A 25,512-nucleotide genomic window follows, 5' to 3' on the forward strand; every position below is an offset into this window, starting at 1 on the left:
GCCAGGCGTGCAGGGGAAGTGGGAAAGTTTATGTCCGCGCAATGTGCTTGTTGCCGCCGTTGCGCCGGGCCGTGCCCCGCCTGCGGTGAAGCGCGTCAGTCCGCGGCGCCGGTCAGCTGGGCGCGCAACGCATCGACATAGGTGCGGCTGACGCGCAGCGGCGCGCCGTTGTGCAGCCGCAGCAGCGCGTCCTTGTTGGAGAGCGGCTGCAGTTCGGCCACGCAATCCAGCCTGACCATGGTGGAGCGATGGATGCGCACGAAGCGCGCCGGGTCGAGCTGGGTCTGCAGGCGCTGCAGCGCATCGCGCAGCAGGTATTGCCGTGATCCCACGTGCAGGGTGACGTAGTCGCCGTCGGCCTGGAGATATTCGACCTCCTCGACCGGCACGAACACGATCCGCCGCCCGACCCGGACCTCGAAGCGCGTGAGCGGCTCCGGCCGCGGCTCGCTGGGCTGCGAAACGGGAGCGGGAGCGCTCGCCTGCAGGCGACGCCGCACGCGGGCCAGGGCGTCGGCCAGGCGCTCCTCGTCCAGTGGCTTGAGCAGATAGTCCAACACCTCCAGCGCGAAGGCCGGCACGGCGAACTCGGCGTGCGCCGTCAGCAGGATGACCAGCGGACGTGCGTGCGATTCCATGGCCTGGAGCAGCGCGATGCCGTCCAGGCCGGGCATCTGGATATCGAGGATCAGCACATCCGGGCGGCACTGCGGGAGGCCGGCCAACGCCGCCTCGCCGTCGGCGTACTCGCCCACGACCTGGACATCCTCATGGCGCGCGAGACCGGCGATCACGCCGCTGCGTGCCAAGGGCTCGTCATCGATGACCGCGATCCGGATCACGCCGTATCGCCTCGCGGAGCCAGGCGCTGCAACGGAATGGCGATGGCGACCACATACACGCCGTCCTCCAGCCCGGCGGCGAAGGCGTGGCGCTGCGGATACAGCCAGGCCAGGCGCTGGCGCACGTTCGCATGGCCCAGCGTTCGTCCGCCCTGCGCCTCATCGTCTGGCGCGAGATCGTTGACCACGCGCAGCTGCAGCTGCCCGGCGCGCGCGTGCAGCGCGATGGACAGCCGGCCCGCCGCGCTGCGTCGGGCGATGCCGTGGCGGATCGCGTTCTCCACCAGCGGCTGCAGCAGCAGCGACGGCAGCGACGCGTCCAGCACGCCCGGCCCGATGTCCCATTCCACGCGCAGGCGGTCGCCCAGCCGCACCTGCTCGATGGCCAGATAGGTCTCGGTCATCGCCAGCTCCTCGGCCACCGACACTTCATGGGAGGGCCGATCCAGCGTCGCGCGCAGGAAGCCGCCCAGCCGCGCGAGCATGGTGCGCGCCTCCTCGCCGCGCGCCTGCGCCACCAGCGAGGACACACCATTGAGCGTGTTGAACAGGAAGTGGGGATTGAGCTGGTAGCGCAGCGCGCGCAGTTCGGCATCGCGCGCGGCCAGCAGCGCCTGCGCCTGGCGGCCCTGGGCCTCCTTGAGTGCGTGGGAATGCCCCACCAGCGCGTTGGCCGCGCAGTAGGCGATCAGCGCCAGCCAGCAATCGTCGACGCCGAAGAACACGCGCGGCCAGCGCGGCGGCGGTGCCCCGGACCAGCCCATCGCCTCGGGCAGCAGGAAGCCCAGCACGTTGTTGACCACCGCCATCAGATACGTCACCGCCAGCAGCAGCGGCACCGTCTTCCACGGCGACCACCCGGCGCGCCAGAGCGCACGCTGCAGCCAGATCAGCACCGGCACCCAGGCCAGGAAGGCCAGCAGATACAGAGTGCGGTAGGCCAGCGCATGCCCATGCCCTACCGCCGGCACCGCCATCACCAGCAGGCACAGGCCGATCGGCAGCGCCGCCATCAGCGAGACGCGCCACGGCGGTGGCGAGAAGACCGACGCGTCCGGCGCCATCGTCGTCAGCTGGCCCGCGCGGGATCGCGCATGGTCCAGATGACCGAGATGATCTTCCAGCCTGCCTCGGTACGGATCAGCTGCCACATTTCCCTGCCCCGGTTGGTCTGCCTGCCATTCTCCAGGTAGGCGTAGTCGAAGGCGACCGCGGCGATCTCGCCATCGGTGTCGATCCTGACGTCGGAGAACACTTCCTCGCTGGCCTGGGCGCTGGTCACGATCGAGTCGATGAAGCTCAGGTAGTTGGACTGCGGGATGTAGCGGGCCTTCCTGGCATCCGGCTTGATGGCGCGGAACCGCGCCAGGCGCGCATCGTCGTTGACGAACTGCCACGTCACCCGGGCCGGGTCCTCGGAGAAGAACAGCGCGGTGAACCGCGCCTTGTCCTTCTCGACGATGGCGCTGCGGAAGGCTTCGACGACCTGCCGGATCGCGGACACGTCGCGCTCGCTGTTCTGTGCGGCCAGCGCGGGCTGGACGGTCAGGGCGAGCAGCACGAATACCAGCGCGGCCTTGGATCTGATTGCCATGGGATCGAGAGACGTCAGTGAGGGCGGCGCCATTACTCCACGCGGCAGGGCATGACGCCATACGCCTTCCGGCTCCATGCGCCGAGCCGTGCCCGCGATGCGCCAGACGGCCATCCGGCAGCTGTGCGAGCGAGGCCCAGCGCGCACTTCAGCGCAGTCGCCGGGCCATGCGCGGACGGGCGTGATAACGTGCGCACGCCAGCGTCGTGCCAGCGATCTCATCCGATCGATCGAGGAATGACGATGCTGCGCACCTGCCCTGTTCCCTGCCCGATGCCCCTGCCGGCGCGGCGGCCATGACCGCCCAGATCACCGACGCCGACACCCTGCAGCGCTGCGTCGGCGCGCTGCCCGGTCCGCGCGACATGAAGGTCATCGACCACCTGGACGCCTGGGCGGTGCGCTGGCTGCAGGCCTCGCCGCTGGCGTTCTTCGGCTTCGGCGACGCCGAAGGCATCGCCATCACCGTCGGCGGCGGCCCGGCCGGGTTCGCCCGGACCGATACGCCGACCACGCTGGATCTACCGCCCACCCGGCTGGACGATCCGCGCCTGGCGCGCGCCGGGCAGAGCTTCTGTTCGCTGTGGCTCGTGCCGGGCCTGGGCGAGACCCTGCGCATCAACGGCCAGGTCGCCGGGGTCGAGGACGGCCGGATCGGCATCGCCGTGCGCGAGTGCTATCTGCACTGCGCCAAGGCGTTGATCCGCTCGGACTTCTGGCAGGCCGCGCCCGATCCGTTCGCCGCGCCGCTCGCGCCCGTCCAGGCGGCCGCACGCAGCCGCTTCCTGGTCCTGGCCACGGTCAATGCCGCCGGCCAGGCCGACCTCAGTCCCAAGGGCGATCCGGCCGGCGCCCTGCTGCAGGCGGACGAGGCGGCGCTGTGGCTGCCCGACCGCCCCGGCAACCGGCGCGTGGACAGCTTCCGCAACCTGCTCGAACAGCCGCGCCTGTCGCTGGCCGCGCTGGTGCCGGGCCAGACGCGGCTGCTGCATGTCCGTGGCACGGCCACGCTGACCACCGATGCCGCGGCCCGGGCCCGCCTGGCCGTCGGCGACAAGACGCCCAAGCTGGTTACCCGCATCGCGCCGGCGCACTGGGCGATGCGCGACAGCGCCGCCCTGGCCGCCGCCGCGCTATGGCCGGCGACGCAGCCTCCCGACGACCTGGCGCCCGCGGAGATCTTCAAGGCCCATGTGCGACTCAACCGCAGCAGCGGCCTGCAGGCGGCGATGGTGCGCGCGGCGGTCGCGGTGCCGGGGCTGGTGCGCCACGGGCTGGATCAGGACTACAAGAAGAACCTTTATTAGGCGGCGCGATGGCCGCTGCATCGTCGTTCCCGCGAAGGCGGGAACCCATGGACGTTCGCATGGGACGCGCAAGGCGCTGGGTTCCCGCGTTCGCGGGAACGACGATTGGTGGATCATGTGGGTCAGCGCGTCGCAGCGCGCCGTGCACGGCGCGTAAGTCCATGGATCCCCGCTTTCGCGGGGATGACGAGGTGAAGTATTGCTGCGGCTTTAGTGTCGCTTCGGCTTGGTGGCGCTTCGGCTTTGAATCCCGAATCCCGAATCCCCAATCTCAAACACGCACCACCCCAGATCGCAGGGAAAAACAGCGCCCTACGCCAACGGCTCATCCGAAAGATACGTGTACCCCGTCAGCCCCGCCTCCAAAGCAGCCGACAGCTCCTGCGCGCGTTCGGCCGACAGGTCGGCGGCGGCCACGCGCTGGGCGTAGGCGCTGCGCAGCTCGGCCAGGGAATAGCCCACGTAGTCGAGCATCACGTCGGTGGTGTCGCCGCGGCGCTGCTGGGTGATGCGCGTGGTGCCGTCCTGGCAGGTGACCTCCACCGCGTCGGTGTCGCCGAACAGGTTGTGGATGTCGCCCAGGATCTCCTGGTAGGCGCCGACCAGGAAGAAGCCGATGCGGTAGGACTCGCCCGGCTTCATCGCATGCAGCGGCAGCGAGCTGTCCAGACTCTCGTTCTCGACATAGGTCTTGACCATGCCGTCCGAGTCGCAAGTCATGTCGCAGACGATGCCGCGGCGCTGCGGGCGTTCGTCCAGGCGCTCGATCGGCACGATCGGGAACACCTGGTCGATGGCCCACACGTCCGGGATCGACTCGAACACGCTGAAATTGACGAAGTACTTGTCCACCAGCCGGTCGTTGAGCTCGTCCAGCACCGGGCGGTGGCTCTTTTCCTCGTGGCTCAGGCGCGCGCGCACGCCGTGGGCGATGGCGTAAAACAGATCGTCGATGCGCGCGCGGTGGGTCAGGTCGATCTGCCCCAGCGCGTAGGCGGCCAGGCCCTCGGCGTGGAAGTGCTGGGCCTCCTGGAACAGCTCCACCGCGGGGCGCGTGTCCAGCTCGTCGTGGATCTCGCGCAGGTGGCGCACCGCGGCCGGTTCGTCGTCGTGCGCGTCGGGCACGCGGCCCTCCGGCGCCTGCTCGACCTCGGACACGTTGGCGATCAGCACCGCGTGATGGGCGGTCATGGCGCGGCCGCATTCGGTGACGATGCGCGGCGGGGCCAGGCCGTGTTCCTCGCAGGCCTCGGCCAGCGGCTGGACGATGTTGCCGGCGTAGGAGCCGAGCCCGTAGTTGATCGAGTAGTAGCTGCGCGAACGCGTGCCTTCGTAGTCGATGCCTAGCCCGCCGCCGACGTCGACATGGCTGATCCGGGCGCCCAGCGCGGAGAGCTCGACGAAGTAGCGCACCGCCTCGCGCATGCCGTTGGCGATGTCGCGCACGTTGGAGATCTGGCTGCCCATGTGGAAATGCAGCAGGTTCAGGCAGGCCGCGTACTCGGTATCGCGCAGGGTCTTCCACAGGTCCAGCACCTGGCGCGGGGACAGGCCGAACTTGGCCTTGTCGCCGCCGCTGTTCTGCCACTTGCCCGCGCCCAGCGAGGCCAGGCGCATGCGCACGCCCAGGCCGGGCATCACCTCCAGCGCCTTGGCCTCCTCCAGCACCAGCTTCAGCTCGGAGGGCTTCTCGATGACGATGAAGGTCTCCAGGCCGAGCTTGCGGCCGATCAGCGCCAGGCGGATGTACTCGCGGTCCTTGTAGCCGTTGCACACGATCAAGCCGCCGGGACGCGAGAGCGCCAGCACGGCCATCAGCTCGGGCTTGCTGCCGGCCTCCAGGCCGAAGCCCTCGCCATGGTGCGCGGCCAGCGTGCCGGCCACGCCACGGTGCTGGTTGACCTTGATCGGATAGACGGCGGTGTAGCCGCCGGCGTAGTTCCAGTCCGCCTGGGCCTGGGCGAAGGCCGCCTGCAGCTTACCCAGGCGCTGGCCCAGGATGTCGGGAAAGCGCACCAGCAGCGGCAGCTTGGCGCCCTCGGCGCGCGCGGCGTCGACCACCTCCGGCAGCGCCACCACCGGGCCGCCCGGGCCCTGCGGGGACACGGTGATGCGCCCGGCCGCGTCCACGTCGAAATACCCATCGGCCCAGTGCGGGATCGAATAGGTCTTGCGTGCCTGGTCGGTGGACCAATCGCTCATCGTGATGCGGCCTGTGCTGTCGTGGGGAAACGGCCGCGAATTGTAACGTCCGCCCGGGTTGGCTTCGTTACAATGCGCCGCCTCGCGCGCCGGGGCTGCCCGTCGCCGCGCCTGTTATTTCGCCCGGCGGCCGCGTCCGTCCGCCTTCGCACGCAAGGAATTCCCATGACCGACAACGACTCCTGGTACATCGAACACTTCCAGCCCACCGGCTCGGCGATCGGCTTTCGCCTGAAGGGCAAGCTGGACGAAGTGCAGTCCCCGTTCCAGAAAATCGAGATCTACGACAGCACCGACTGGGGCAAGTTGATGGTGATCGACGGGGCGATGATGCTCACCACCAAGGACAACTTCTTCTACCACGAGATGATCAGCCACCCGGTGCTGTTCACCCACCCGAATCCCAAGCGCGTGGTGATCATCGGCGGCGGCGACTGCGGCACCCTGCGCGAGGTGCTCAAGCACCCGGGCGTGGAAAGCGCGACCCAGTGCGACATCGACGAGCAGGTCACGCGCATGGCCGAGAAGTACTTCCCCGAGCTGTGCGAATCCAACGGCGATGCCCGCGCCGAGCTGCTGTTCGACGACGGCGTGGCCTACATGGCCAACTGCCCGGCGGGCAGCGTGGACGTGGTGATCGTGGACTCCACCGACCCGATCGGCCCGGCCGAGGGGCTGTTCAACCAGGCCTTCTTCGAAAGCTGCTTCAAGGCGCTCAAGCCCGACGGCCTGCTGGTGCAGCAGTCCGAATCGCCGCTGGCGCTGCTGGACCTGATCCGCGACATGCGCGCGGAGATGGGCAAGGCGGGCTTCAAGTCGTTCAAGACCCTGCCCTTCCCGCAGCCGTGCTACCCGACCGGCTGGTGGAGCGTGACCATCGCCTCCAAGGACGCCGGCGCGGACTTCGCGTTCCGCGTCCAGGACGCGCAGGCCAAGCCGTTCCAGACTCTGTACTACACCGCCCACCAGCACACCGGCACGCTGGTGCCGCCCCCGTTCGTCGCCCAGGCGCTGGGCGAAGGCTGATCCCAGCGCGCGCCCGGACAGGACGCGAGCGATGCAACCCAACGCCGCGCGGGGCAGCCCGCGCGGCGTTTTTCGTTGCATGCATCTGTTGGCGAAGCTTGGCGGCGAATGGACCCGAACCCAGTGCTTTGGGTGTTGCGGGCTTCGCCCGACCCTCCCCCCTCAGTCGCCAGCCGCGACTTCGAGCTCTCCCGGTGGGAGGGGGCTCACAGAGAAAAGGGATCAGAACTTCTTCCGACCGAAGCCTTATGACTTGACGCGCGAGGCAGCGGGCCGGCGGGCGGTGGCCGCGCCTAGCGAGGCAGGATGCCGAGCGCCCGAATCAGGGCAGGATGCCCTGATTGAGGGAAAAGCGGCCACCGCCCGCCGGCCCGCTGCCCTTCCGAAGCCGAGACGCCCACTCGCCGCGCCGTGCTGCGATCCCACGATCCCGCGATCGGCAAAAGAATCCCTGTCTCCGGAGGAACTCCAGCCCAGCAAGTAACGCAATGTCACCCACCCGCCATCCCCGCATGCGAGGCTGCACGGTCACGCAGGGGCGACCACGCGCGCCTGCTTCCAAGGAGTGCATGATGCGATCGACCCTGTTCCTGATGGCCTGCATGGGCGCCACCCTGTCCTTCCACGCCGCCGCACAGGACACGCCGCCGAAACCGGTGCCGAGCGACCGGCCCCTGGTGATCGGACACCGCGGCGCCAGCGCCCTGCGCCCCGAGCACACTCTGGCCTCCTACGCCAAGGCCATCACCGACGGCGCCGACTACATCGAACCCGACCTGGTCTCCAGCAAGGACGGCGCCCTGCTGGCGCGCCACGAGAACGAGATCGGCAGCACCACCGACGTGGCCGCGCACCCCGAGTTCGCCGCCCGCCAGACCACCAAGACCATCGACGGCCATGCCGTCACCGGCTGGTTCACCGAAGACTTCACCCTGGCCGAACTGAAGACCCTGCGCGCGCGCGAACGCCTGCCCAAGCTGCGCGGCACCGCCTTCGACGGCCAGTTCCAGCTGGTCACCCTGGACGAGATCATCGACTTCACCGCCGCCGAGTCGGCCGCGCGCGGGCGCGTGATCGGGCTGATCCCGGAGATCAAGCATTCGACCTACTTCCAGCAGCAGGGCCTGCCGATGGAGGCCAAGGTCGTGGCCACGCTCGATGCGCACGCCTACACACGCAGCGCGCCGGTCGTGATCCAGTCCTTCGAGATCGCCAACCTCAAGCGGCTGCACGCCTTGCTGGGCGATACGCATCCCAACGTGCGCCTGGTCCAGCTGATCGACGCGCCGAACGAGCGCCCCGGCGACGTGCTCGCCGCCGGCGACAGCACCACCTATGCGCAGATGCTCACCCCGCAGGGCCTGAAGGCCATCGCCCGGTACGCCCAGCTGCTCGGCCCCGCCAACCGCATGCTGCTGCCGCTGGACGCGCAGGGCAACCTGGGCAAGCCCAATGCGATCATCGCCGACGCGCATGCGGCCGGACTGAAGGTGGTGCCCTACACCTTCCGCCCCGAGAACGCCTTCCTGCCCAAGGACCTGCAGCAGGGTCGCGAACCGGCCACGCGCAGCGACGCCGGTTCGATCCGCGAGATGCGCGCCTTCCTCGATGCCGGCGTCGATGGCTTCTTCACCGACGACCCGGCCCTGGGAAGACAGGCGGTGGACGGCTGGCATAAACCCTGAGGAACGCGGAGCGCCTGCGCGGCATTCCGTCACAACGCACGCATCACCCGGCACGCGTGCAACGCCGCGCCAACTTCGTAAGAAAGTTTTCATGTTCGTCGGTCAAGGTGTCCGGGCGCCTACGCGCCTTCCCTTGACCAACGACGCTTCGAACATGCACATCCGCTCCCTGACGGTCGCGGTGTCGCTCGCCCTGTGCGCTGCGAACGCCTACGCCACCGACGACACCCCGCCCGCCGCGCCGGCCGACGCCGACACCACCGCCAAGACGCTGGACAGCGTGTCGGTCATCGGCCGCGGCGAAACCCGCCAGGTGCAGCGCATCACCCAGGTCGACAAGCAGGTGCTGCCGCCGGGCACCAGCGGGCAGAAGCTGCTGGACAAGCTGCCGGGCGTGTCGGTGCAGTCCAACGACGCCTTCGGCGCCAACGAGGAATCGCAGTCCATCACCCTGCGCGGCTTCGACAAGAGCCGCCTGGGCTATACGCTCGATGGCATCCCGCTGGGCGACAACAGCTACGGCAACTACAACGGCCTGAGCATCTCGCGCGCGCTGATTCCCGAGAACCTGGCCGGCGTCGAACTGTCGCAGGGCATCGGCTCGCTGGGCGTGGCCTCCACCAGCAACCTGGGCGGCACCCTGCAGTACTACTCGCAGGACCCGGACACCGAGGCCGGCGGCCGCCTGCAGCAGACCATCGGCAGCAACCACCAGAACCGCACCTACCTGCGCGCCGACACCGGCGACCTGCACGGCTTCTCGGCCTATGTCTCCGCCGTACGCCAGGACGCCGACATGTGGGCGCCGCCGCACCAGGCGCAGAAGACCAAGCAGTTCAACGCCAAGGCGGTGTGGAACGTGGGCGACAACCGCTTCGGCGCGTTCATCGCCACCTCACGCGTCAACCAGCCCAACTACTCCTACCTGTCCAAGAGCATGCTCGCCCGCGGCCTTGGCTGGGACTGGAACATCTACGCCCCGGACTGGGACCGCGCCGTGGCCGCGGCCTACTGCGCCCCGGCGACCTACAACGCCGCACGCTGCCGCTTCAGCGGCGGGGTCAACAGCATCGACGACGCCTACTACCAGAGCCGCGCGCTGCGCGACGACAACCTCTACGCGCTCGACGGCGACATCGCCCTGGGCAGCGAGGCGCACCTGAAGCTGCTGGCCTACCACCACGAGAACCGCGGCCAGGGCCACTGGTGGGCGCCGGGCCAGGCCTCCTACCCCAATACGCCGCAGGCGCTGCCGATCTCGATCCGCTCGACCAACTACACCATCAACCGCACCGGCGGCACCGCGGCGCTGGACTGGCGCTGGGGCCTGCACGAGCTGGAGGCCGGCCTGTGGTACGAGTACAACGACCACAACGTCGAGCGCAATTTCTATTACGTCAGCGGCCCGTTCCTGGACGACTTCTACCTCAACCGGCCCAACCGCCGCCTGTTCGACCAGGACTACACCATCCGCACCCGCCAGTTCTACGTGCAGGACCGGATGCGTTTCCTCGACGCCCGCCTGACCGTGGACGTGGGCATCAAGAGCCCCCGCACCGAGATGACCGCCAAGGCCAAACCCGGCGTGGAAACGCTGCTCGCCAGCGGCACCCTGGTGGCCAAGAAGAATGCCCTGCCGCAGGTCGGCCTGGGCTTCAAGTTGAACCAGGACAACGAGCTGTTCGCCTCCTACGCGCAGAACATCGCCGCCTTCGTCGGCGGCGGCAGCGGCGGCCCGCTGCAGGTCACGCCGCAGTCCTTCGCCGCGGCCAAAGGCCTGGAGCCTGAGAAGTCGCGCACGCTGGAAGCCGGCTGGCGCACCTTCGGCGAGCACTACCAGGCCTCGCTGGCGGCCTACCACGTGCTGTTCGACAACCGCCTGCTGTCGCTCAACCCGTGCTCGAGCATCGAAGTCGGCACGCGCCCGGAGTGCGTCACCAAGTTCGTCAACGTCGGCTCGGTCAAGAGCGACGGCGCCGAGCTGACTTTCATCCTCAAGCCCGGCGCGGGCTTCGAGTGGTACAACGCGCTGTCCTGGAACAAGAGCACCTACGAGGACAACTACGTCTCCGGCGGCCAGGTCGTCCCGGTGGCCGGCAAGATCACCGTCGACACCCCGCAGCGCATGGCCTCCAGCGAACTGAGCTGGCGCGGCGGCGGCTGGAACGTCAGCCTGCGCGGCAAGTACACCGGCAAGCGCTACTACACCTACACCAACGACCAGTCGGTGCCGGGCGTGACCACCTTCGACTTCGGCACCGGCTACGACTTCGGACCCGGCCTGGGCCTGCGCAACGTGCGGGTGTCATTCAACGTGGCCAACCTGACCGACAAGCGCTATGCCGGCCAGCTCAGCTCGTTCGCCCCGACCGACCCGGCCGGCACGCGCTATGCCATCCATGCCGATGCGCCGCGGCAGTATTTCCTGACCTTCGGCGCGGACTTCTGACCGCCCAGGCCGGATTGGTGTGACCCCGGGCGGGGCGCGGATGTAAGTCCGCGCCCCGCTTGCGTTTTTGGGGGCCCGGGGCGGGGTCGGACGGGGGGCACCGGGAGCGGCGAGGGGCTGATTTCCGGCCTCTGGGACCGCCCTGGGAACGCCCTCGCCGCCATGGCGGCTCCCACCCTGTAGAGCGGAGCTTGCTCCGCTGGGGCTTTCCCCGCGAACCGAACGAAAAGCAGCGGAGCAAGCTCCGCTCTACAAGGAGGCCGCGGCTTACCGAGCCCTCGTGGCCCCAGGCGGACGTTTGGCGCTTCGGAGCCCGCCCGATCACCCCCTCCAGCGGAACAGTCTCTGTCGGAATTTCGTTACACCCTCATGTCGGAAAGCCGTTAGAATTGTTTGCCGAACCAAAAAGTTCAGTAATTCCGCAGCTGTTGGTCCCCGGAGTTCCACCGGCCCACGCGCGAGGCAACCGACTTATGAATACCGCCCTGCTCCCCTTCCACCCCGGCGCCCGCCTGCCGGCGACCGCCAAGCTGCTCAAGCGCGGCGAGCGCGTCCTCGAACCGGACGTCTACGTCACGCCCTACGAGGGCCGACCGGTGGTGGTCAAGGATTACCGCCGCTATGCCGGCACGCCGATGGCCCTGCTGGCCCGGCTGCTGGTCTGGCGCGAGGCGCGCATGCTCCGGCACCTGGCCGGCTGGCGCCATGCGCCGATGCTGCTGGGCACGGCCGGCGGCCTGCTGCTGGGCATGGAATTCGTCTCCGGCACCGTCCTGGGCGGCGATGCGATGGACGCCGGCAAGACGGTGTTCCGCCAGCTGCGCGCCATGATCGCCCAGCTGCACGCCGCCGGCATCACCCACAACGATCTGCACACCTCCAACCTGATGGTCAGCGGCGGCACCCTGGTGCTGCTCGACTACGCCTCGGCCATGCGCCTGCCGCGCTGGATGATGCGCCTGCCCCTGCTGCGCGAACTGCGCCGCTCGGACCTGGCCAACGCGCTGAAGATCCAGCGCCGCCTGACCGGGCGCGAGATCACCGGCATGCGCGCACGCGTGGTCGCCCAGCGCCCCTGGGTGAGCGGCGTGCGCAACGGCTGGAAGCGCTTCTACGCCTGGAGCAAGGCCTGAGCCCAGCGCCCGCCGCCCTGCGCGACGGGGCTAGTCCTCGGAATTTCAGGCCCGCTCCATGAGCGAACGCGCCCGAGCAGGAACGACGTGGGCCACCGCTTGCGAGCCTGCCTCCAGAATCAGTTCGTGTCGGGCTGGATAGCGAAGACGCCTGCTTGCCGGACTGCACGCAGCCGTCGCCGAGCGGCTGCCTGGCGCTGGCCTCCGCATAGCGCGCACCGCGCTGCGCTCACCGCGGTCCTGAGATGATGGCGAGATCGCCGTATTCGAAGGACCATCCGGTGAACAGAAGGCAGGAACATCCCGCGGTCGCGACGGACGACAAAGCACGCGCATCCGTCCCCGAGCCGCAGCCGTCCCGCGCCGCTCGACGCCTCGCCGGCGCGCTGTGGATCGCCGCTGGTGTGATCTACGTGGCTGCGGAGTATGTGGCGTCCACCGCGTTTCCCGGCTACAGCTATGCGACGAACTACATCAGCGACCTCGGCGTGCCCGAAGTGGGTGTCGTGGACGGCCGGCATCTCGATTCGCCGCTGAGCTGGGTGATGAACACCGGCTTCGTCCTGCAGGGCATCTTCTTCCTGATCGCGGCCCTCCTGGCCGCCCGCGCGCTGACGCGCAGGCCGCGCAAGACGACGCTTTGGGTGACGCTGTCGGCGCTGCACGCCTTCGGCATCGTGCTCGTGGCCGCCGTGCCCGGCAGCCAGCAGGCCATCCAGTCCGGCATGGCCGTCTTCCACGGCATCGGCGCCGCGTTCGCGATCATCTGCGGGAACCTGGCCGCGGTGGCCGGAGGCTTCGCGATCGGCGGGCGCTGGTTCCGCGGCTTCAGCATCGCCATCGGCGTGTTCGGTCTTCTCTCGCTGGTCGGGCTGTTTGCACACAACGCGCTCGGGATCGCGGCCGTGGCGGACGGCCTCTGGGAGCGTGGGAGCGTCTACACGATCATCCTGTGGGAGCTTGTCGCCGGCATCGTCCTGATCGCGCTCAGCGGCTCGGGTCGGCCTGACGGCGGCTGGCGATCGCGCTGACCGACGCCGCAATGGTGATGCGATCGCGCCGGGTTTCGGACCCATGACCCCGATAGTGCCCTCGAACATCGAGCAGTGTAAGCCGCCGAAACTCCGGAGGGCGGTTGGCGCCGACCATCAGGCCCTGTCGGCCCTGGCGTTGCGCTCGAAGGGATACTGGGGCTACTCGCCGCAGTTTCTCGGAGCCTGCCGCGCCGAACTTTCCTGGAGCGCGGAGGCGTGCGCGTCCGGGCGCTTCTGGGTCGCCGTCGCGGACGACGATCGGATCCTCGGCTTCAGCCTGATCGGCCGAACGCCTCCCCTCGGGGAGTTGTGCGCACTCTTCGTCGATCCCATCCGCGATCGGCACCGGATGCGGACGGCTGTTGCTGCAGAACGCGCTTCGCGATGCGGCGGCCCTTGGATTCGGGCGCCTCGTCCTCGACGCCGATCCGGGCGCCGAGGCGTTCTACGCCCGTTTCGGTGCCGTCAGGATCGGTCTGGTCCCAAGCGGCTCCGTCCCGGGGCGCTTGCTCCCGCAGATGGCGTTCGACCTCGCTGAGACGTCCTGCGGCAGTTGAGACCAGCCCGCGGCCGGGCCGCATCGGAACCGTCGCCTCTGGCGCGTGACCGCTAACGAACGGTCCTTCCACGATAATGTGCGCGAACCGGCGCGCGCGGCATCGGACTTTTCCGACCCGCCGGCGCGCGCCCGGCCGATGGTGGCGCGCGCAGGGCGCATGCGACCTTGGCCTTGAGCCCACGGAGCCTGCCATGATCGATCTCAACCCCCTCGATGACCTCGCCCGCCGCCTGAGCGAGCTGGTGCCGCCTGGCCTGCGCGAATCGCGCGAGGACCTGCAGCGCACCTTCAAGAGCGCCCTGCAGTCGGGCCTGGCCAAGCTGGACCTGGTCACGCGCGAGGAGTTCGAGGTGCAGCGTGCGGTATTGCTGCGCACCCGCGAGAAGCTCGACGCCCTGGAGCGCGAACTGGCCGCGCTGGAGGCGCGCGTCGCCCCGCGCAGCTGACGGTTCCCTCCTTCCGGCGGACACGGAGCGTCCCCCATGAGTCTGGCCCTGGTCCATAGCCGGGCGCGCTGCGGCGTGCAGGCGCCCGGCGTGCAGGTCGAAGTGCATCTCTCCGGCGGCCTGCCGGCCACGCACATCGTCGGCCTGCCCGAGGCGGCGGTGCGCGAGAGCCGCGACCGGGTGCGCGCGGCGCTGCTGTGTGCGCAGTTCGAGTTCCCCGCGCGGCGCATCACCGTCAATCTGGCGCCGGCCGACCTGCCCAAGGACGGCGGTCGCTTCGACCTGCCGATCGCGCTGGGCATCCTGGCGGCCAGCGGCCAGCTCGACCGCCAGGCCCTGGCCGGCTGGGAATTCGTCGGCGAGCTGGGCCTGACCGGCGAGCTGCGCAGCATCGACGGCGTGCTGCCGGCGGTGCTGGCCGCGCGCGACGCGGGCCGGCGCCTGGTCGTGCCGGCGGGCAATGGCGCCGAGGCGGCGCTGGTGGCCACCGGCCAGGCCTGCACCGCGCGCACCCTGCTGGAGGTCTGCGCCATGCTGTGCGGCACGCGCGCACCGGCGATGGCGGTGGCCGAGCCGGTCACGCCCTGGCCCGTGCCGGACCTGCGCGATGTCCGCGGCCAGCTGCATGCGCGACGCGCGCTGGAGGTCGCCGCGGCCGGCGGGCACCACCTCCTGTTCGTCGGTTCGCCCGGCTGCGGCAAGACGCTGCTGGCCTCGCGCCTGCCCGGCCTGCTGCCCGAGGCCAGCGAAGACGAAGCGCTGGAGAGCGCCGTCATCGCCTCGGTCAGCGGCCGCGGGCTGGACCCGGCGCGCTGGCGGCAGCGCCCGTTCCGCAGTCCGCACCACACCGCCAGCGCGGTGGCGCTGATCGGCGGCGGCGCGCTGCCACGACCCGGCGAGGTCTCGCTGGCCCACCACGGTGTGCTGTTCCTCGATGAGCTGACCGAGTGGGACCGGCGCGCGCTGGAAGTGCTGCGCGAGCCGCTGGAGTCGGGCACAGTCACAGTCGCGCGCGCGGCGCGCAGTGCGGAGTTCCCCGCGCGGTTCCAGCTGGTGGCCGCGATGAATCCCTGCCCCTGCGGCTGGGCCGGCGATGCCAACGGCCGCTGCCGCTGCACGGCCGAGCGCATCGCCCGCTATCGCGGCCGCATCTCCGGCCCGCTGCTGGACCGGATCGACCTGCAGATCGACGTCGCACGCGTGCCGCCGCAGGCCTTGCGCCCCGACGCACCGGCCGGCGAAGACAGCGCCACCGTGCGCGAACGCGTCACCGCCGCTCGCGCGCGACAGCTGCAGCGCGCCGGTGTGCTCAACGCACGCCTGGATCAGGCGCAGACACTCACCCATTGCCGGCTGGCGCCACCCGACCAGGCGCTGCTGGAGCGCGCGATCGATCAGATGCGGCTGTCCGCACGCGCCATGCAGCGCACGCTGCGCGTGGCCCGCACCATCGCCGATCTGGCCGAAAGCGAAGACATCACCACCGCGCATCTGACCGAAGCCCTGGGCTATCGCCAGCAGGCGATGACGCCGCAGGTCGATGCGGCGTGAGCAGGACAGCGAGCGCGGTATCTCTTTCGTCGCTGCAGTTGCGGTGGCATCAAACCTCGGCGTCGGGAAGGATCCTCGGGAGAGCCCCATCGCCGCCGTGGCGGCTCCCACAGGTCGCGCGGTCAAGGTTGAGGAACGGCTTGGGGCTTGATGGTGGTGTCGCGCGGGGCGTCTTCGCGCCCGGCCTTCTTTGAGGTGGCATCCTCGCTGTGGTCCGGCGCGTCGCGCTTTTCGGCGTCTTCCGCCGCATCGGCCGCATCGGCGGCGGCGTGGCCCTCGATCGGTTCCAGCAGTTGGAGGGGCTTGCCCTCGTAGCGGAACTCCAGCGCGTCCTGCAGCGCACGCAGCTGGTCGACCTGGTCGCACATCGCTTCGGCCTGGGCCTCGATGGCCTCGCTGCGCGCCTCGAGCTTGGCGTCCAGTTCGTCGCCCAGGCGGTCGGCGCGCTCGTCGATCGCATCGCTGCGGCCGGTGAAGATCTGAAACAGCAGGTGGCGGGCGATGCTGCCCTTGAAGGCCTCGGCCTGGTCTTCCACGTAGCGCTCGAAGTTGCCGCCGAAGGCGTCCTGCTCCCAACGGCCCTTGCCCAGCGTGCCATCCACATAGCCATGGGCCTGGGTGCGCATGCGCGCGATCTTGCGCGCGTTGAAGGAGCTGCCGGTCATGATCTCGATCACGCCGCCCAGCGCGTCGTAGCTGAGGTCGACGACCTCGTTGGCCAGCCCGGCCACCTTCGGCATCAGCGCGCGGGCCTGGCTCTCCATCTGCCACAGCCGCTGCGCATCGGCGGCGCTGACCGGGCGCAGCTTGCGGTCCACGCTCAGTTCGCCGCCGTGGAAGAAGATCTCGCGCGGCGAGCCGCTGTCGCGGTACAGCCAGATGCCGCCGCTATCGGCCAGCACGTTGAATTCGGTCCCCAGGCCGCACTGACGCGAGGACACGTGCGGGCGGCGGTCGTGCCGGCCTTGCTGCGCAGGGTCGGACTGGGGCTTGTCGGCAGGCGTCTGCGGCACCTTCTCGGCAGAAGCCTGGGTCTGCGGCGCCTTGTCGGCGGGCGTATTCGCCTGCTGCGCCCAGGCAGCAGGCGCCAGGCACGCCAGCATCACCACCTGCCATCGCTTGCGCATCTTCTCGAACGTCCTGTCTGCCAACTGGCAGCCAGCTTCCGCGCGGCCGCCGGATGCGGGCGCGTGCCTGAAGTCACAAGGACCGATGGCGGGCGTGCTTGATGGGACAACTGGCTCTAAGGTCAAGCCGCGGCCTCCTTGTAGAGCGGAGCTTGTGGCAATCCCCTTTTGGGGACTCCGCTGCGTTTCGACCGGATCATCGGCAAGGCCCAGCGGAGCAAGCTCCGCTCTACAGGTGGGAACCGCCCTTGTGGCCTTCTTGGCCATTGCCGGCGAGGGGCTTTATTGGGAAAGCCTCATCGCCGCCATGGCGGTTCCCACCCGGATCCTGTCGCCCCAGGCTGTGCCTCGGGTCAGGCGTCCTCCCCCACCGCCAGGACCAGCTGCAGGTCGTCGCGCTCGCCCTGGATGCGCAGCTGGCCCTGGGCTTCGCCGGCCAGTGCGCCGAGCCTGGCGCCGCAGTCGGCCAGGTCGGTCCACTTGAGCTGCCACACGAACGGCGTGGGACAGGCGCTGTCCAGCATCAGCCGGGAGACCGAGTCGGTCACCTCCAGGCTGACATTGGGCACGCCGGGGATGGCATGGCGGCGACCGACCGCGTCGGGGCGCGGACTGGAGGCCAGGTGATCCAGCATGGAGGCGAGCATGGCGATGCCGGGGCGATCCCCGCGGAACATCAACGCATCCTGGCCGCGATAGCGGTTGTCGTGACGGGCTCGAAGCATGGCGCACCTTTCTCAGTGGGTGAACGACGCTGGTGGGTGTTCGATGACGCTGAAGCGATGCCGCGGATGTTGCCAAAGCACCCGACGCCAGCGCGTGCGATGTCTCTGATCGAGGGCGGGGCCTCCCAGCCCGCGTCGCGCCAGACCCTCGCGCCCCTGCACGCGAGGGTCGCCTGCGCAACGCCGCTCCTCTCAAGGTTCATCGCACGCGCCGGTGCCGGGCGCGTCCTGCCTGGTTCAAGGCGCCGAGGCTCAGGCCGCCTTGTGTTCGTAGAACTGCTCCTCCTCGGTCGAGCCGGTCAGCGCGGTCACGCTGGAGCTGCCGCCCTGGATGACGGTGGTGACGTCGTCGAAGTAGCCGGCGCCGACTTCCTGCTGGTGGCTGACGAAGGTGTAGCCCTGCTCGCGGGCCTCGAACTCCGGCTGCTGCACCTGCTCGACGTAGTGCTTCATGCCCTGGCCACGGGCGTAGTCGTGGGCGAACTTGAAGGTGTTGAACCAGTTGATGTGGATGCCGGCCAGGGTGATGAACTGGTACTTGTAGCCCAGCGCCGACAGCTCGTCCTGGAAGCGGGCGATGGTCGCGTCGTCCAGGTTCTTCTTCCAGTTGAACGAGGGCGAGCAGTTGTAGCTCAGCAGCTTGCCCGGGCTGGCCGCATGCACGGCCTGGGCGAACTCGCGGGCGAAGCCCAGGTCCGGGGTGCCGGTCTCGCACCACACCAGGTCGGCGTGCGGCGCGTAGGCCACGCCGCGGCTGATGGCCTGTTCCAGGCCGTTCCTGACGCGGTAGAAGCCCTCGCTGGTGCGCTCGCCGTTGACGAAGGGCTTGTCGTTGGGATCGAAATCGGAGGTCAGCAGGTTGGCGGCCTCCGCATCAGTGCGGGCCAGCACGATGGTCGGCACGCCCAGCACGTCGGCGGCCAGGCGCGCGGCCTGCAGCTTCTGGATCGCCTCCTGGGTGGGCACCAGCACCTTGCCGCCCATGTGGCCGCACTTCTTCACCGCCGCCAGCTGGTCCTCGAAGTGCACGCCCGCCGCGCCGGCGATGATCATGTTCTTCATCAGCTCGTAGGCGTTGAGCACCCCGCCGAAGCCGGCCTCGCCGTCGGCGACGATGGGCAGGAAGAAGTCGATCGCGTCCTGCTCGTCCAGCTTGCCGTCGCAGATGTTCTTCCACTGGATCTCGTCGGCGCGCTGGAAGGTGTTGTTGATGCGGCGGACCATGGTCGGCACCGAGTCGTAGGCGTACAGCGACTGGTCGGGATACATGGTCTCGGAAGTGTTGCCGTCGGCGGCCACCTGCCAGCCGGACAGGTAGACCGCCTCCAGGCCGGCCTTGGCCTGCTGCATCGCCTGGCCGGCGCTGATGGCGCCGAAGGCGTTGACGTAACCCTTCTTGGCCTCGCCGTTGACCAGCTTCCACAGCCGCTCGGCGCCGCGCTTGGCCAGGGTGTGCTCGGGCTGCACGCTGCCGCGCAGGCGCACCACGTCGGCGGCGCTGTAGTTGCGCTTGACGCTGCTCCAGCGCGGGTTGGTGTTCCAGTCCTTCTGCAGGGCGTCGATCTGTTCCTGGCGAGTGCTCATGGTGCTTCTCCGGTCGTTGACGGATGCCCGTCGAATGGGGTGCAAGCGAAATGCGGGTAAGGGCTGGGCCGGCTTCTTCGATCCGAAGCCCGACCCCGGCTTCAATCGATCTGCGCGTAGGCCGGCAGGGTCAGGAACTCGGCCAGCGTGTCGCTGCGTGAGAGCTGGTCCAGCAGGGCGATGGCCTGCGGCACCTTGGCCGCGCCGGGCAGCGCCGCATCACCCAGGCGGGTGGGCAGGCGCTTGAGCGTGGTCTCCAGCAGCGCCAGGTCGATGGCGGTGCCGTCGTCCAGGTGCAGGCCGTCGGTGTGCAGCCACTGCCAGATCTGGGTGCGCGAGATCTCGGCGGTGGCCGCGTCCTCCATCAGCCAGTGGATCGGCACGCAGCCGTTGCCATCCAGCCAGGCGGCCAGGTAGCGCACGCAGACCTCGACATTGCCCTCGAACCCGGCGCGGGTGATGGTGCCGGTGGACGGGCGGATCAGGTCGTCGCGGCCGACGTGCACATCGGCGCGGGCCACGCCGTGCTGGTTCGGGCCGGGCATGTGCGCATCGAAGATCTCCATCGCCACCGGGATCAGCGCCGGGTGCGCGACCCAGGTGCCGTCGTGGCCGGCGGTGACCTCGCGCAGCTTGTCGGCGCGCACGCGGGCCATGGCCTGCTCGTTGGCCGCCGGGTCGTTGTTGATCGGAATCTGCGCGGCCATGCCGCCCATGGCGTGCGCGCCGCGCCGGTGACAGGTCTGGATCAGCAGCTCCGAATAGGCCTTCAGGAACGGCTGGGTCATGGTGACCTGGCCGCGCTCGGGCAGCACGCGGTCGGGGTGGGCGCGGAAGGTCTTGATGTAGGAAAAGATGTAGTCCCAGCGGCCGCAGTTCAGGCCGACGATGCGGCTGCGCAGCGCGTACAGGATCTCGTGCATCTCGAAGGCCGCCGGCAGCGTCTCGATCAGCACGGTGACCTTCATCTGCCCCTGCGGCAGGCCCAGGGTCGCCTCGATGTGCGACAGCGCGGTCTCCCACAGCGCCGCCTCCTCCATCGACTGCAGCTTGGGCAGGTAGAAGTAGGGGCCGCGGTCCCTGGCCTGCAGCGCGCGGGCGTTGTGGAAGGCGAAGGTGGCCACGTCGAACAGGCCGCCGGCGATCGGCGCGCCATCGACCAGCACGTGCTTCTCGTCCAGGTGCCAGCCGCGCGGACGCACGATCAGCACCGCCTGCTCGTCGGCCGGCTTGAGCGTGTAGCGCTTGCCCGGCTTGTCGCCGGCCGCCGGCGCCTGGAAGGTCAGGTCGCCGTCGACCGCGCCGATCAGCGCGCGCTGGCCGGTCAGCAGGTTGGCCCAGGTCGGCGAGGTCGAATCCTCGAAGTCGGCCATGAACACCTTGGCGCCGGAGTTCAGCGCGTTGATGACCATCTTCGGGTCGGTCGGGCCGGTGATCTCCACGCGACGGTCGGCCAGCGCGGCCGGGATCGGCGCCACGGTCCAGTCGCCTTGGCGGATCTGCGCGGTGTCGGCGCGGAAGTCCGGCAGGGCGCCGCCGTCGAACGCGGCCTGGCGGGCGGCGCGGGCGGCCAGGCGGGCCTGGCGCTCGGGCTCGATGGCCCGGTGCAGCGAGGTCAGCAGGCCCAGCAGGCCGGCCGGCAGCAGCGCGTCCTGGCCCGGGGCCCGGACCGTCAGCGCCAGGCCGGGCGTGGCGCCGCGGGCGGTGGGCGACAGGGCGAAGGCGGTGGCGGACATGGCGGTGTTCCTCGTCGTTTCAGCTGGGCCGCCACCGTGCTCCGGGGGTTAGTATTTGACAACTTAGTTTTATCAATTCAATTCATAAGTTCTGCTCATGAGAACGGATTCAGACCCATGCCAGCGAACGTAACCCCGCGTTTTTCCTACAAATCCGATCGGCTCAAACCGCTGCGCGCGTTCTGCCAAGTGGTGCGTCTGGGCTCGGTTTCGCGGGCGGCGGAGGCCTTGTTCGTCAGCCAGCCGGCCATTTCGCTGCAGCTGCAGGCGCTGGAGCGGGAGTACGGGACGCGGCTGTTCGAGCGCAGCGGGCGGCGCCTGACCCCCACCCGCGAGGGCCAGCTGCTCTACGAGATGGCCCAGCCGCTGGTCGAAGGGGTGGACTCGCTGGCCTCGGATTTCCGCCACAAGGTCAGCGGGCTGGACGCCGGCGAGCTGAACATCGCCGCCAACAGCTCGACCATCCTCTACCTGCTGCCGCGGATCGTGGACGCCTTCCGCCGCGAGCATCCCGAGGTGCGCCTGACCCTGCACAACGCCATCAGCGCCGACGGCACCGACCTGCTGCGCCAGGACGCGGTGGACCTGGCGGTCGGCTCGATGGTCGACGTCGCGGCCGACCTGAGCTACGAGCCGGTCTACCGCTTCGAGCCGATGCTGATCACCCCGCACGACCACCCGCTGGCGAAGAAGGACAAGGTGACCCTGGAGGACATCTCGCCCTACGGCCTGATCCTGCCGCCGCGCCGGCAGATCACCTACCGGCTGGTGGACCTGACCTTCCAGCAGGCGCGCGTGCCGTACACCGTGGCGCTGGAGGTTGGCGGCTGGGAGGTGATCAAGCAGTACGTGGCCATGGGCATGGGCCTGTCGATCGTCAGCTCGATCTGCCTGGGCGAGGCCGACCGCGGCCGCATCACCGCGCGCTCGCTGAGCGCGTACTTCCCCTCGCGCAGCTATGGCGTGGTGGTGCGCAAGGGCAAGTACCTCTCGCCGCAGGCGCGGGCCTTCATCGCGCTGATCCGGCCGGACCTGTTCCACCCGCGCGACCACGACGAGAGCGGGCATTCGGAGCGCTGAGCGCCCGGCCGCCAAGTCCCTGCACGAGCAGCCCGGCCACCAGCAGCACCGCCAGCACCAGCGAGGCGCCGCCGGTGCCCAGCTCCAGGCCGCCATGGGCAGCCGGCTTGGTCAGCAGGTCGCCGAAGGTCGCACCGAACGGCCGGGTCATCACGAACGCGATCCAGAACAGCAGCACCCGGCTGACGGACGTGAAGCGGTAGGCCAGCGCCGTGGCGGCGATCACCGCCGCGATCAGCCCCGCGCTTGCGGCGAAGCCCAGGCCGGAGGAATCGGCCAGAAAATCGCCCAGCGCCGTGCCCAGCGTGTTGCTGACCAGGATCGCCATCCAGTAGTAGCCCTCGGCCCGGCGGCTGGCGATGCGCTGCACCGACAGATGCCCCTCGCTGTGGTACCAGGCGGCCAGCACCCCGCCCAGCAGCGCCACCAGCAGCAGCGCGCCGCGCAGATAGCCCAGCCCCAGCGTGCGATCCAGGAAGTCCGACATCGCCGTGCCCGCGGTGCTGGTGGACAGGATCACCACCCAGTACAGCCCGCGATGGAACCCGCGCGCGCGCAGCTGCACCCACAGGGTCAGCGCGAACAGGCCCAGCAGCAGCAAGGCCCCGGGCCCATAGCCCAGCCCGAGCGTCATGGTGAGCCAGTCGCCGCCGGTCTCGCCCAGCGTGGTCGCCAGGATCTTGAGGATCCAGAAGCCCAGGGTGACTGCGGCGACCTTGTTGGCGACCGCCGGCGGCGTGCCGTGTTCGGACATGTCCAGCCCTCGGCCTCGAGTAGGGCAGACACGGTCGCAGCCGCGCTGTCGGATTTCGGTCGCACCCCACGCCGTGGGCCAGCGGTCGCCGAGCTCAACCCCTCCTCAGTCTCGACCGGCCGAGGCGGACGCGGCCGAGCGGATGAACGCGAGCAGGTCACGATTGAAGCGGTCCGGTTCTTCCAGGAACGGCGCATGGCCAGAGTCGGCATAAAGCACGCTGCGGATCCGCGGATTGAGCCCTTTGGCGCGTGCGATGCTCGGCTCGGCCTTCACCAGCGCGTCGCGCGCCCCGTAGAGCAGCAGCACCGGGACCTTGGCCCGGCCCAACCCGCCGGCGGCGTCGACGGTCATCGACGGGACGGCTTTTTGCATCTCCCACGACGCCAGCGCCGCATTGGCCAGCAGCAGCGAGAAAGTGTCCGCATCCGGCTGGCGGTGGAAGCACAGCCGCAGGAAGGCGCGTTCGCCCTGCAGATGGGTCTTCAGGTCCGCGGCAACCATGTCGCGATAGACCTCCGGGTGCGCCACGAGCTGCTCGGGCTTGAGCTCGATCACGCCATCGACATAGACCGCACCGCCGATGGCGCCGTCGCCGTAGGCGGCGAGGTAGTTCGAGATCACCGCACCGCCCAGCGACCAGCCGACGAGGATCGGCCTGCGGGCCTTCGTGGACGCGATGACCGCCGCCAGGTCGTCGGCCCACCGGCGCCCGTCGGTGTAGGCCGCGGTGTCGGTGGGCTTGCCGGACAGGCCGTGTCCCCGCAGGTCGTAGGTGATCAACCGATGGCGCTGCAGCTGGGGGTCGAGCAGTTGCCTGTCCCAGTTCAGCCGGCTGCCCAGCAGGCCGTGGATGAAGATGACCGGAGCACCGCCCGGATCGCCGGATTCCTGCACGGCCAGCGCCACGCCGTCCGGCGCGGCGACGGTGTACTGCCTGGTGACGGCGAGCGCGGCCGGCGCGCCGGTCAGCAGCGCAAACCCGACGATCAGCGCGCCGAGCGCGCGGTGAAGCCTGGACGAAAGCATGGCGAATCCTCATCGATGCCTGGGATACGCGCAGTCTCGAGCCTCACACTGATGTGAGAGTCAAGCGCGGCCTGTGCTAGCGTTCGCCCATGCCCAAGGCCCGTCCCCAAGCTGCCCTGTCCATCGGCGAACTGGCCCGCGAGACGGGCGCCAGCCTGCGCTCGATCCGGCACTACGACGACCATCGGCTGCTGTCGTCGGTCCGCGCCGAGAACGGCTATCGCGTGTTCTCCGCCCTGGCCGTGACCCAGGTCCGGCAGATCCAGCGCCTGATCGGCGCAGGCTTCAGCCTGGCCGAGATCCGCGAGTTTCCCGATTGCATGCGGATGATCGAAGGCGCGGCGGCCTGTTCGGAGACGACCGAGGTGCAGCGCCGGCGGCTGGCTTCGATCGAGCGGCAGATCGCCGAACTCGAACAGCGACGCAGCCGACTGCGCCAGATGCTGGAAAAGGGACAGCAGGCGGATCGCGATCCGGTCTAGCGGCGGGGCGGTTTCCCAGCGGGACGCCGCCCTGTCTTGCCCTGCTGCTCGGCCACGCGCTTGGCCAGCTTGGCCGCCGCGGTGGTCACCTCTTCCTGCAGCTTCAGGTAATTGGCCAGCCGGCCGGGATCGAGCTCGCCGGCCTCGATCGCCGCCTGCACCGCACAGCCCGGTTCGCCCTGGTGGGCGCAGTTACGGAACCGGCACTGCGCGGCCAGCGCCTCGATGTCGGCGAAGCCGCCCTCGGCCAGGTCTTCCTCGCCGGTGGGCTTGAGCTCGCGCATGCCGGGGGTGTCGATCAGGCAGGCGCCCGAGGGCAGCGGGATCAGCGCGCGGTAGGTCGTGGTGTGGCGGCCGCGCGAATCGGTCTCGCGCACCGCATTGGTCTTCATCTTCTCCACGCCCAGCAGCGTGTTGGTGAGCGTGGACTTGCCCGCGCCCGAGGAGCCCACCAGCACCGCCGTGCGGCCCGGCCCGAGCCAGCCGTGCAGCTGGGCCACGCTGGCCGCGTCCTTGGCGTTGACCGTGCGCAGCGGCACCTCCTGCGCGGCCAGGTCGGCGAGCACCTCGAGCGCGTCCTCGGCGTACTCGGTGCGGTCGGCCTTGGTCAGCACCACCACCGGCTGCACGCCCCCGCCGCCGACCAGCATCAGATAGCGCTCAATGCGGCGCGGATTGAAGTCGGCATCCAGTCCGCAGACGATGAAAACCACATCGATATTGGCCGCGATCACCTGCTGGTGATAGTGCTCGCCGGCGGCGGCGCGCTTGATCGCCGTGCGCCGCGGCAACAGGGCAACAATGCGCTTGTCTTCCTCCACCAGCACCCAGTCGCCCACGGCGGGGCGCTCGTGCGCCGGAAAGCGCGGGCGCTGCCAGTCCGGCAGGGACTCGGGCCGCAGCGTCTGCTCGGGCAGCAGCCCGCGCGCGACCACGTAGCCGGAGCGATGCTGCTCGATCACCCGCGCCGGCCGGGCGCCGGGATGGGCCTGGATCAGCGCCCACCACGCCGGGTCCTCGGGCGCGCCAGGCCAGGGCCAGCCAATTCGCCGCAGATCGGCATCGTCGAAGACAGCATCGGTCATGGCGGCGATTCTACGGGCTGGCCCGTCGGCGCCGCAGGCGAGCGGCCTGGCCTCGACCATGGTTTCCGCTGAAACGCCCGCA

22 protein-coding genes are annotated in these 25,512 nt (G+C 69.7%); 11 read left to right on the forward strand and 11 right to left on the reverse strand.

From position 1 onward, the window contains the following. Positions 1-95 precede the first annotated feature (95 nt). From QE438_RS12350 to QE438_RS12360, 3 genes are read right to left on the reverse strand one after another with little or no spacing between them, the layout of a single operon-like run. Positions 96-842: a LytTR family DNA-binding domain-containing protein gene (locus QE438_RS12350; protein ID WP_307184141.1), complete on the reverse strand. Its 747-nt coding sequence runs from the start codon at positions 840-842 to the stop codon at positions 96-98. Next, complete coding sequence (locus tag QE438_RS12355) at positions 839-1,906, reverse strand: histidine kinase (protein ID WP_307184140.1); 1,068 nt, start codon at positions 1,904-1,906, stop codon at positions 839-841. The genes QE438_RS12350 and QE438_RS12355 overlap by 4 nt, the downstream gene beginning before the upstream one ends. 5 nt (positions 1,907-1,911) lie before the next feature. Next, positions 1,912-2,436: a nuclear transport factor 2 family protein gene (locus QE438_RS12360; protein ID WP_306995287.1), complete on the reverse strand. Its 525-nt coding sequence runs from the start codon at positions 2,434-2,436 to the stop codon at positions 1,912-1,914. A gap of 296 nt (positions 2,437-2,732) precedes the next feature. Between QE438_RS12360 and QE438_RS12365 the strand changes: the two genes are divergently transcribed. Continuing rightward, the gene (locus QE438_RS12365) at positions 2,733-3,743 is read left to right on the forward strand and encodes a pyridoxamine 5'-phosphate oxidase family protein (protein ID WP_306995285.1); all 1,011 of its coding nucleotides are present in this window, start codon (positions 2,733-2,735) and stop codon (positions 3,741-3,743) included. Between the two features lie 312 nt (positions 3,744-4,055). On the opposite strand, the gene speA is transcribed toward QE438_RS12365, so the two are convergent. Beyond that, on the reverse strand, positions 4,056-5,945 hold the full coding sequence (gene speA, locus QE438_RS12370) for an arginine decarboxylase (protein WP_306995283.1): 1,890 nt from the start codon (positions 5,943-5,945) through the stop codon (positions 4,056-4,058). Positions 5,946-6,110: 165 nt separating this feature from the next. Here speA and speE point away from each other — a divergent pair, with 165 nt between their 5' ends. The 8 genes from speE (at position 6,111) to QE438_RS12410 (ending at position 15,828) form a co-directional block, all read left to right on the forward strand. Then, positions 6,111-6,971 (forward strand): polyamine aminopropyltransferase, encoded by an 861-nt coding sequence (speE, locus tag QE438_RS12375; RefSeq protein WP_306995281.1) that lies wholly within the window; start codon positions 6,111-6,113, stop codon positions 6,969-6,971. Positions 6,972-7,540: 569 nt separating this feature from the next. Continuing rightward, positions 7,541-8,656 (forward strand): glycerophosphodiester phosphodiesterase, encoded by a 1,116-nt coding sequence (locus QE438_RS12380; RefSeq protein ID WP_306995279.1) that lies wholly within the window; start codon positions 7,541-7,543, stop codon positions 8,654-8,656. Between the two features lie 154 nt (positions 8,657-8,810). Next, positions 8,811-11,105 (forward strand): TonB-dependent receptor, encoded by a 2,295-nt coding sequence (locus QE438_RS12385; RefSeq protein WP_306995277.1) that lies wholly within the window; start codon positions 8,811-8,813, stop codon positions 11,103-11,105. A 473-nt stretch (positions 11,106-11,578) separates the two neighbouring features. Further along, positions 11,579-12,238, forward strand: coding sequence for a kinase (locus QE438_RS12390; protein ID WP_130535469.1), 660 nt, complete (start codon positions 11,579-11,581; stop codon positions 12,236-12,238). 281 nt (positions 12,239-12,519) lie between these two features. Continuing rightward, positions 12,520-13,269, forward strand: a complete 750-nt coding sequence (locus QE438_RS12395) for a DUF998 domain-containing protein (protein WP_307184139.1) — start codon at positions 12,520-12,522, stop codon at positions 13,267-13,269. Between the two features lie 341 nt (positions 13,270-13,610). Next, a complete protein-coding gene (locus QE438_RS12400; RefSeq protein WP_343228803.1) occupies positions 13,611-13,829 on the forward strand; it encodes a hypothetical protein in 219 nt (72 codons plus the stop codon). A 193-nt stretch (positions 13,830-14,022) separates the two neighbouring features. After that, the gene (locus QE438_RS12405) at positions 14,023-14,277 is read left to right on the forward strand and encodes an accessory factor UbiK family protein (protein WP_130521742.1); all 255 of its coding nucleotides are present in this window, start codon (positions 14,023-14,025) and stop codon (positions 14,275-14,277) included. A gap of 36 nt (positions 14,278-14,313) precedes the next feature. After that, the gene (locus tag QE438_RS12410; protein WP_306995268.1) at positions 14,314-15,828 is read left to right on the forward strand and encodes a YifB family Mg chelatase-like AAA ATPase; all 1,515 of its coding nucleotides are present in this window, start codon (positions 14,314-14,316) and stop codon (positions 15,826-15,828) included. Between the two features lie 122 nt (positions 15,829-15,950). Here the strand turns inward: QE438_RS12410 and QE438_RS12415 are convergent, their stop codons facing one another. The 4 genes from QE438_RS12415 to aceB all read right to left on the reverse strand — a co-directional run bounded on the left by QE438_RS12415 (position 15,951) and on the right by aceB (position 21,000). Continuing rightward, entirely contained in the window at positions 15,951-16,955 is a 1,005-nt protein-coding gene (locus QE438_RS12415; protein ID WP_306995266.1) for a DUF2884 family protein, read from the reverse strand. Between the two features lie 353 nt (positions 16,956-17,308). Beyond that, positions 17,309-17,680 carry a hypothetical protein gene (locus tag QE438_RS12420; protein ID WP_306995263.1) on the reverse strand — a complete coding sequence of 124 codons (372 nt, stop codon included), beginning with the start codon at positions 17,678-17,680 and terminating at the stop codon, positions 17,309-17,311. A 252-nt stretch (positions 17,681-17,932) separates the two neighbouring features. Then, a complete protein-coding gene (aceA, locus tag QE438_RS12425; RefSeq protein WP_306995260.1) occupies positions 17,933-19,264 on the reverse strand; it encodes an isocitrate lyase in 1,332 nt (443 codons plus the stop codon). A 101-nt stretch (positions 19,265-19,365) separates the two neighbouring features. Then, positions 19,366-21,000, reverse strand: a complete 1,635-nt coding sequence (gene aceB, locus QE438_RS12430; RefSeq protein WP_306995258.1) for a malate synthase A — start codon at positions 20,998-21,000, stop codon at positions 19,366-19,368. Positions 21,001-21,117: 117 nt separating this feature from the next. Here aceB and QE438_RS12435 point away from each other — a divergent pair, with 117 nt between their 5' ends. Further along, positions 21,118-22,080 (forward strand): LysR family transcriptional regulator, encoded by a 963-nt coding sequence (locus tag QE438_RS12435; protein ID WP_130521732.1) that lies wholly within the window; start codon positions 21,118-21,120, stop codon positions 22,078-22,080. On the opposite strand, the gene QE438_RS12440 is transcribed toward QE438_RS12435, so the two are convergent. Then, a complete protein-coding gene (locus tag QE438_RS12440; protein ID WP_306995254.1) occupies positions 22,010-22,834 on the reverse strand; it encodes a hypothetical protein in 825 nt (274 codons plus the stop codon). The genes QE438_RS12435 and QE438_RS12440 overlap by 71 nt on opposite strands. 105 nt (positions 22,835-22,939) lie before the next feature. Continuing rightward, positions 22,940-23,863, reverse strand: coding sequence for an alpha/beta hydrolase (locus QE438_RS12445; protein WP_306995252.1), 924 nt, complete (start codon positions 23,861-23,863; stop codon positions 22,940-22,942). Positions 23,864-23,952: 89 nt separating this feature from the next. On the opposite strand from QE438_RS12445, the gene QE438_RS12450 reads away from it, so the two are divergent. Further along, positions 23,953-24,345 (forward strand): MerR family transcriptional regulator, encoded by a 393-nt coding sequence (locus tag QE438_RS12450; RefSeq protein WP_306995250.1) that lies wholly within the window; start codon positions 23,953-23,955, stop codon positions 24,343-24,345. Here the strand turns inward: QE438_RS12450 and rsgA are convergent. Continuing rightward, positions 24,342-25,430, reverse strand: a complete 1,089-nt coding sequence (rsgA, locus tag QE438_RS12455) for a ribosome small subunit-dependent GTPase A (protein ID WP_306995248.1) — start codon at positions 25,428-25,430, stop codon at positions 24,342-24,344. The genes QE438_RS12450 and rsgA overlap by 4 nt on opposite strands. Positions 25,431-25,512 lie beyond the last annotated feature (82 nt).

Origin of the sequence: Pseudoxanthomonas sp. SORGH_AS_0997 (genome assembly GCF_031453535.1) — a bacterium.
In the GTDB taxonomy this organism is placed as follows: Bacteria; Pseudomonadota; Gammaproteobacteria; order Xanthomonadales; family Xanthomonadaceae; genus Pseudoxanthomonas_A; species Pseudoxanthomonas_A winnipegensis.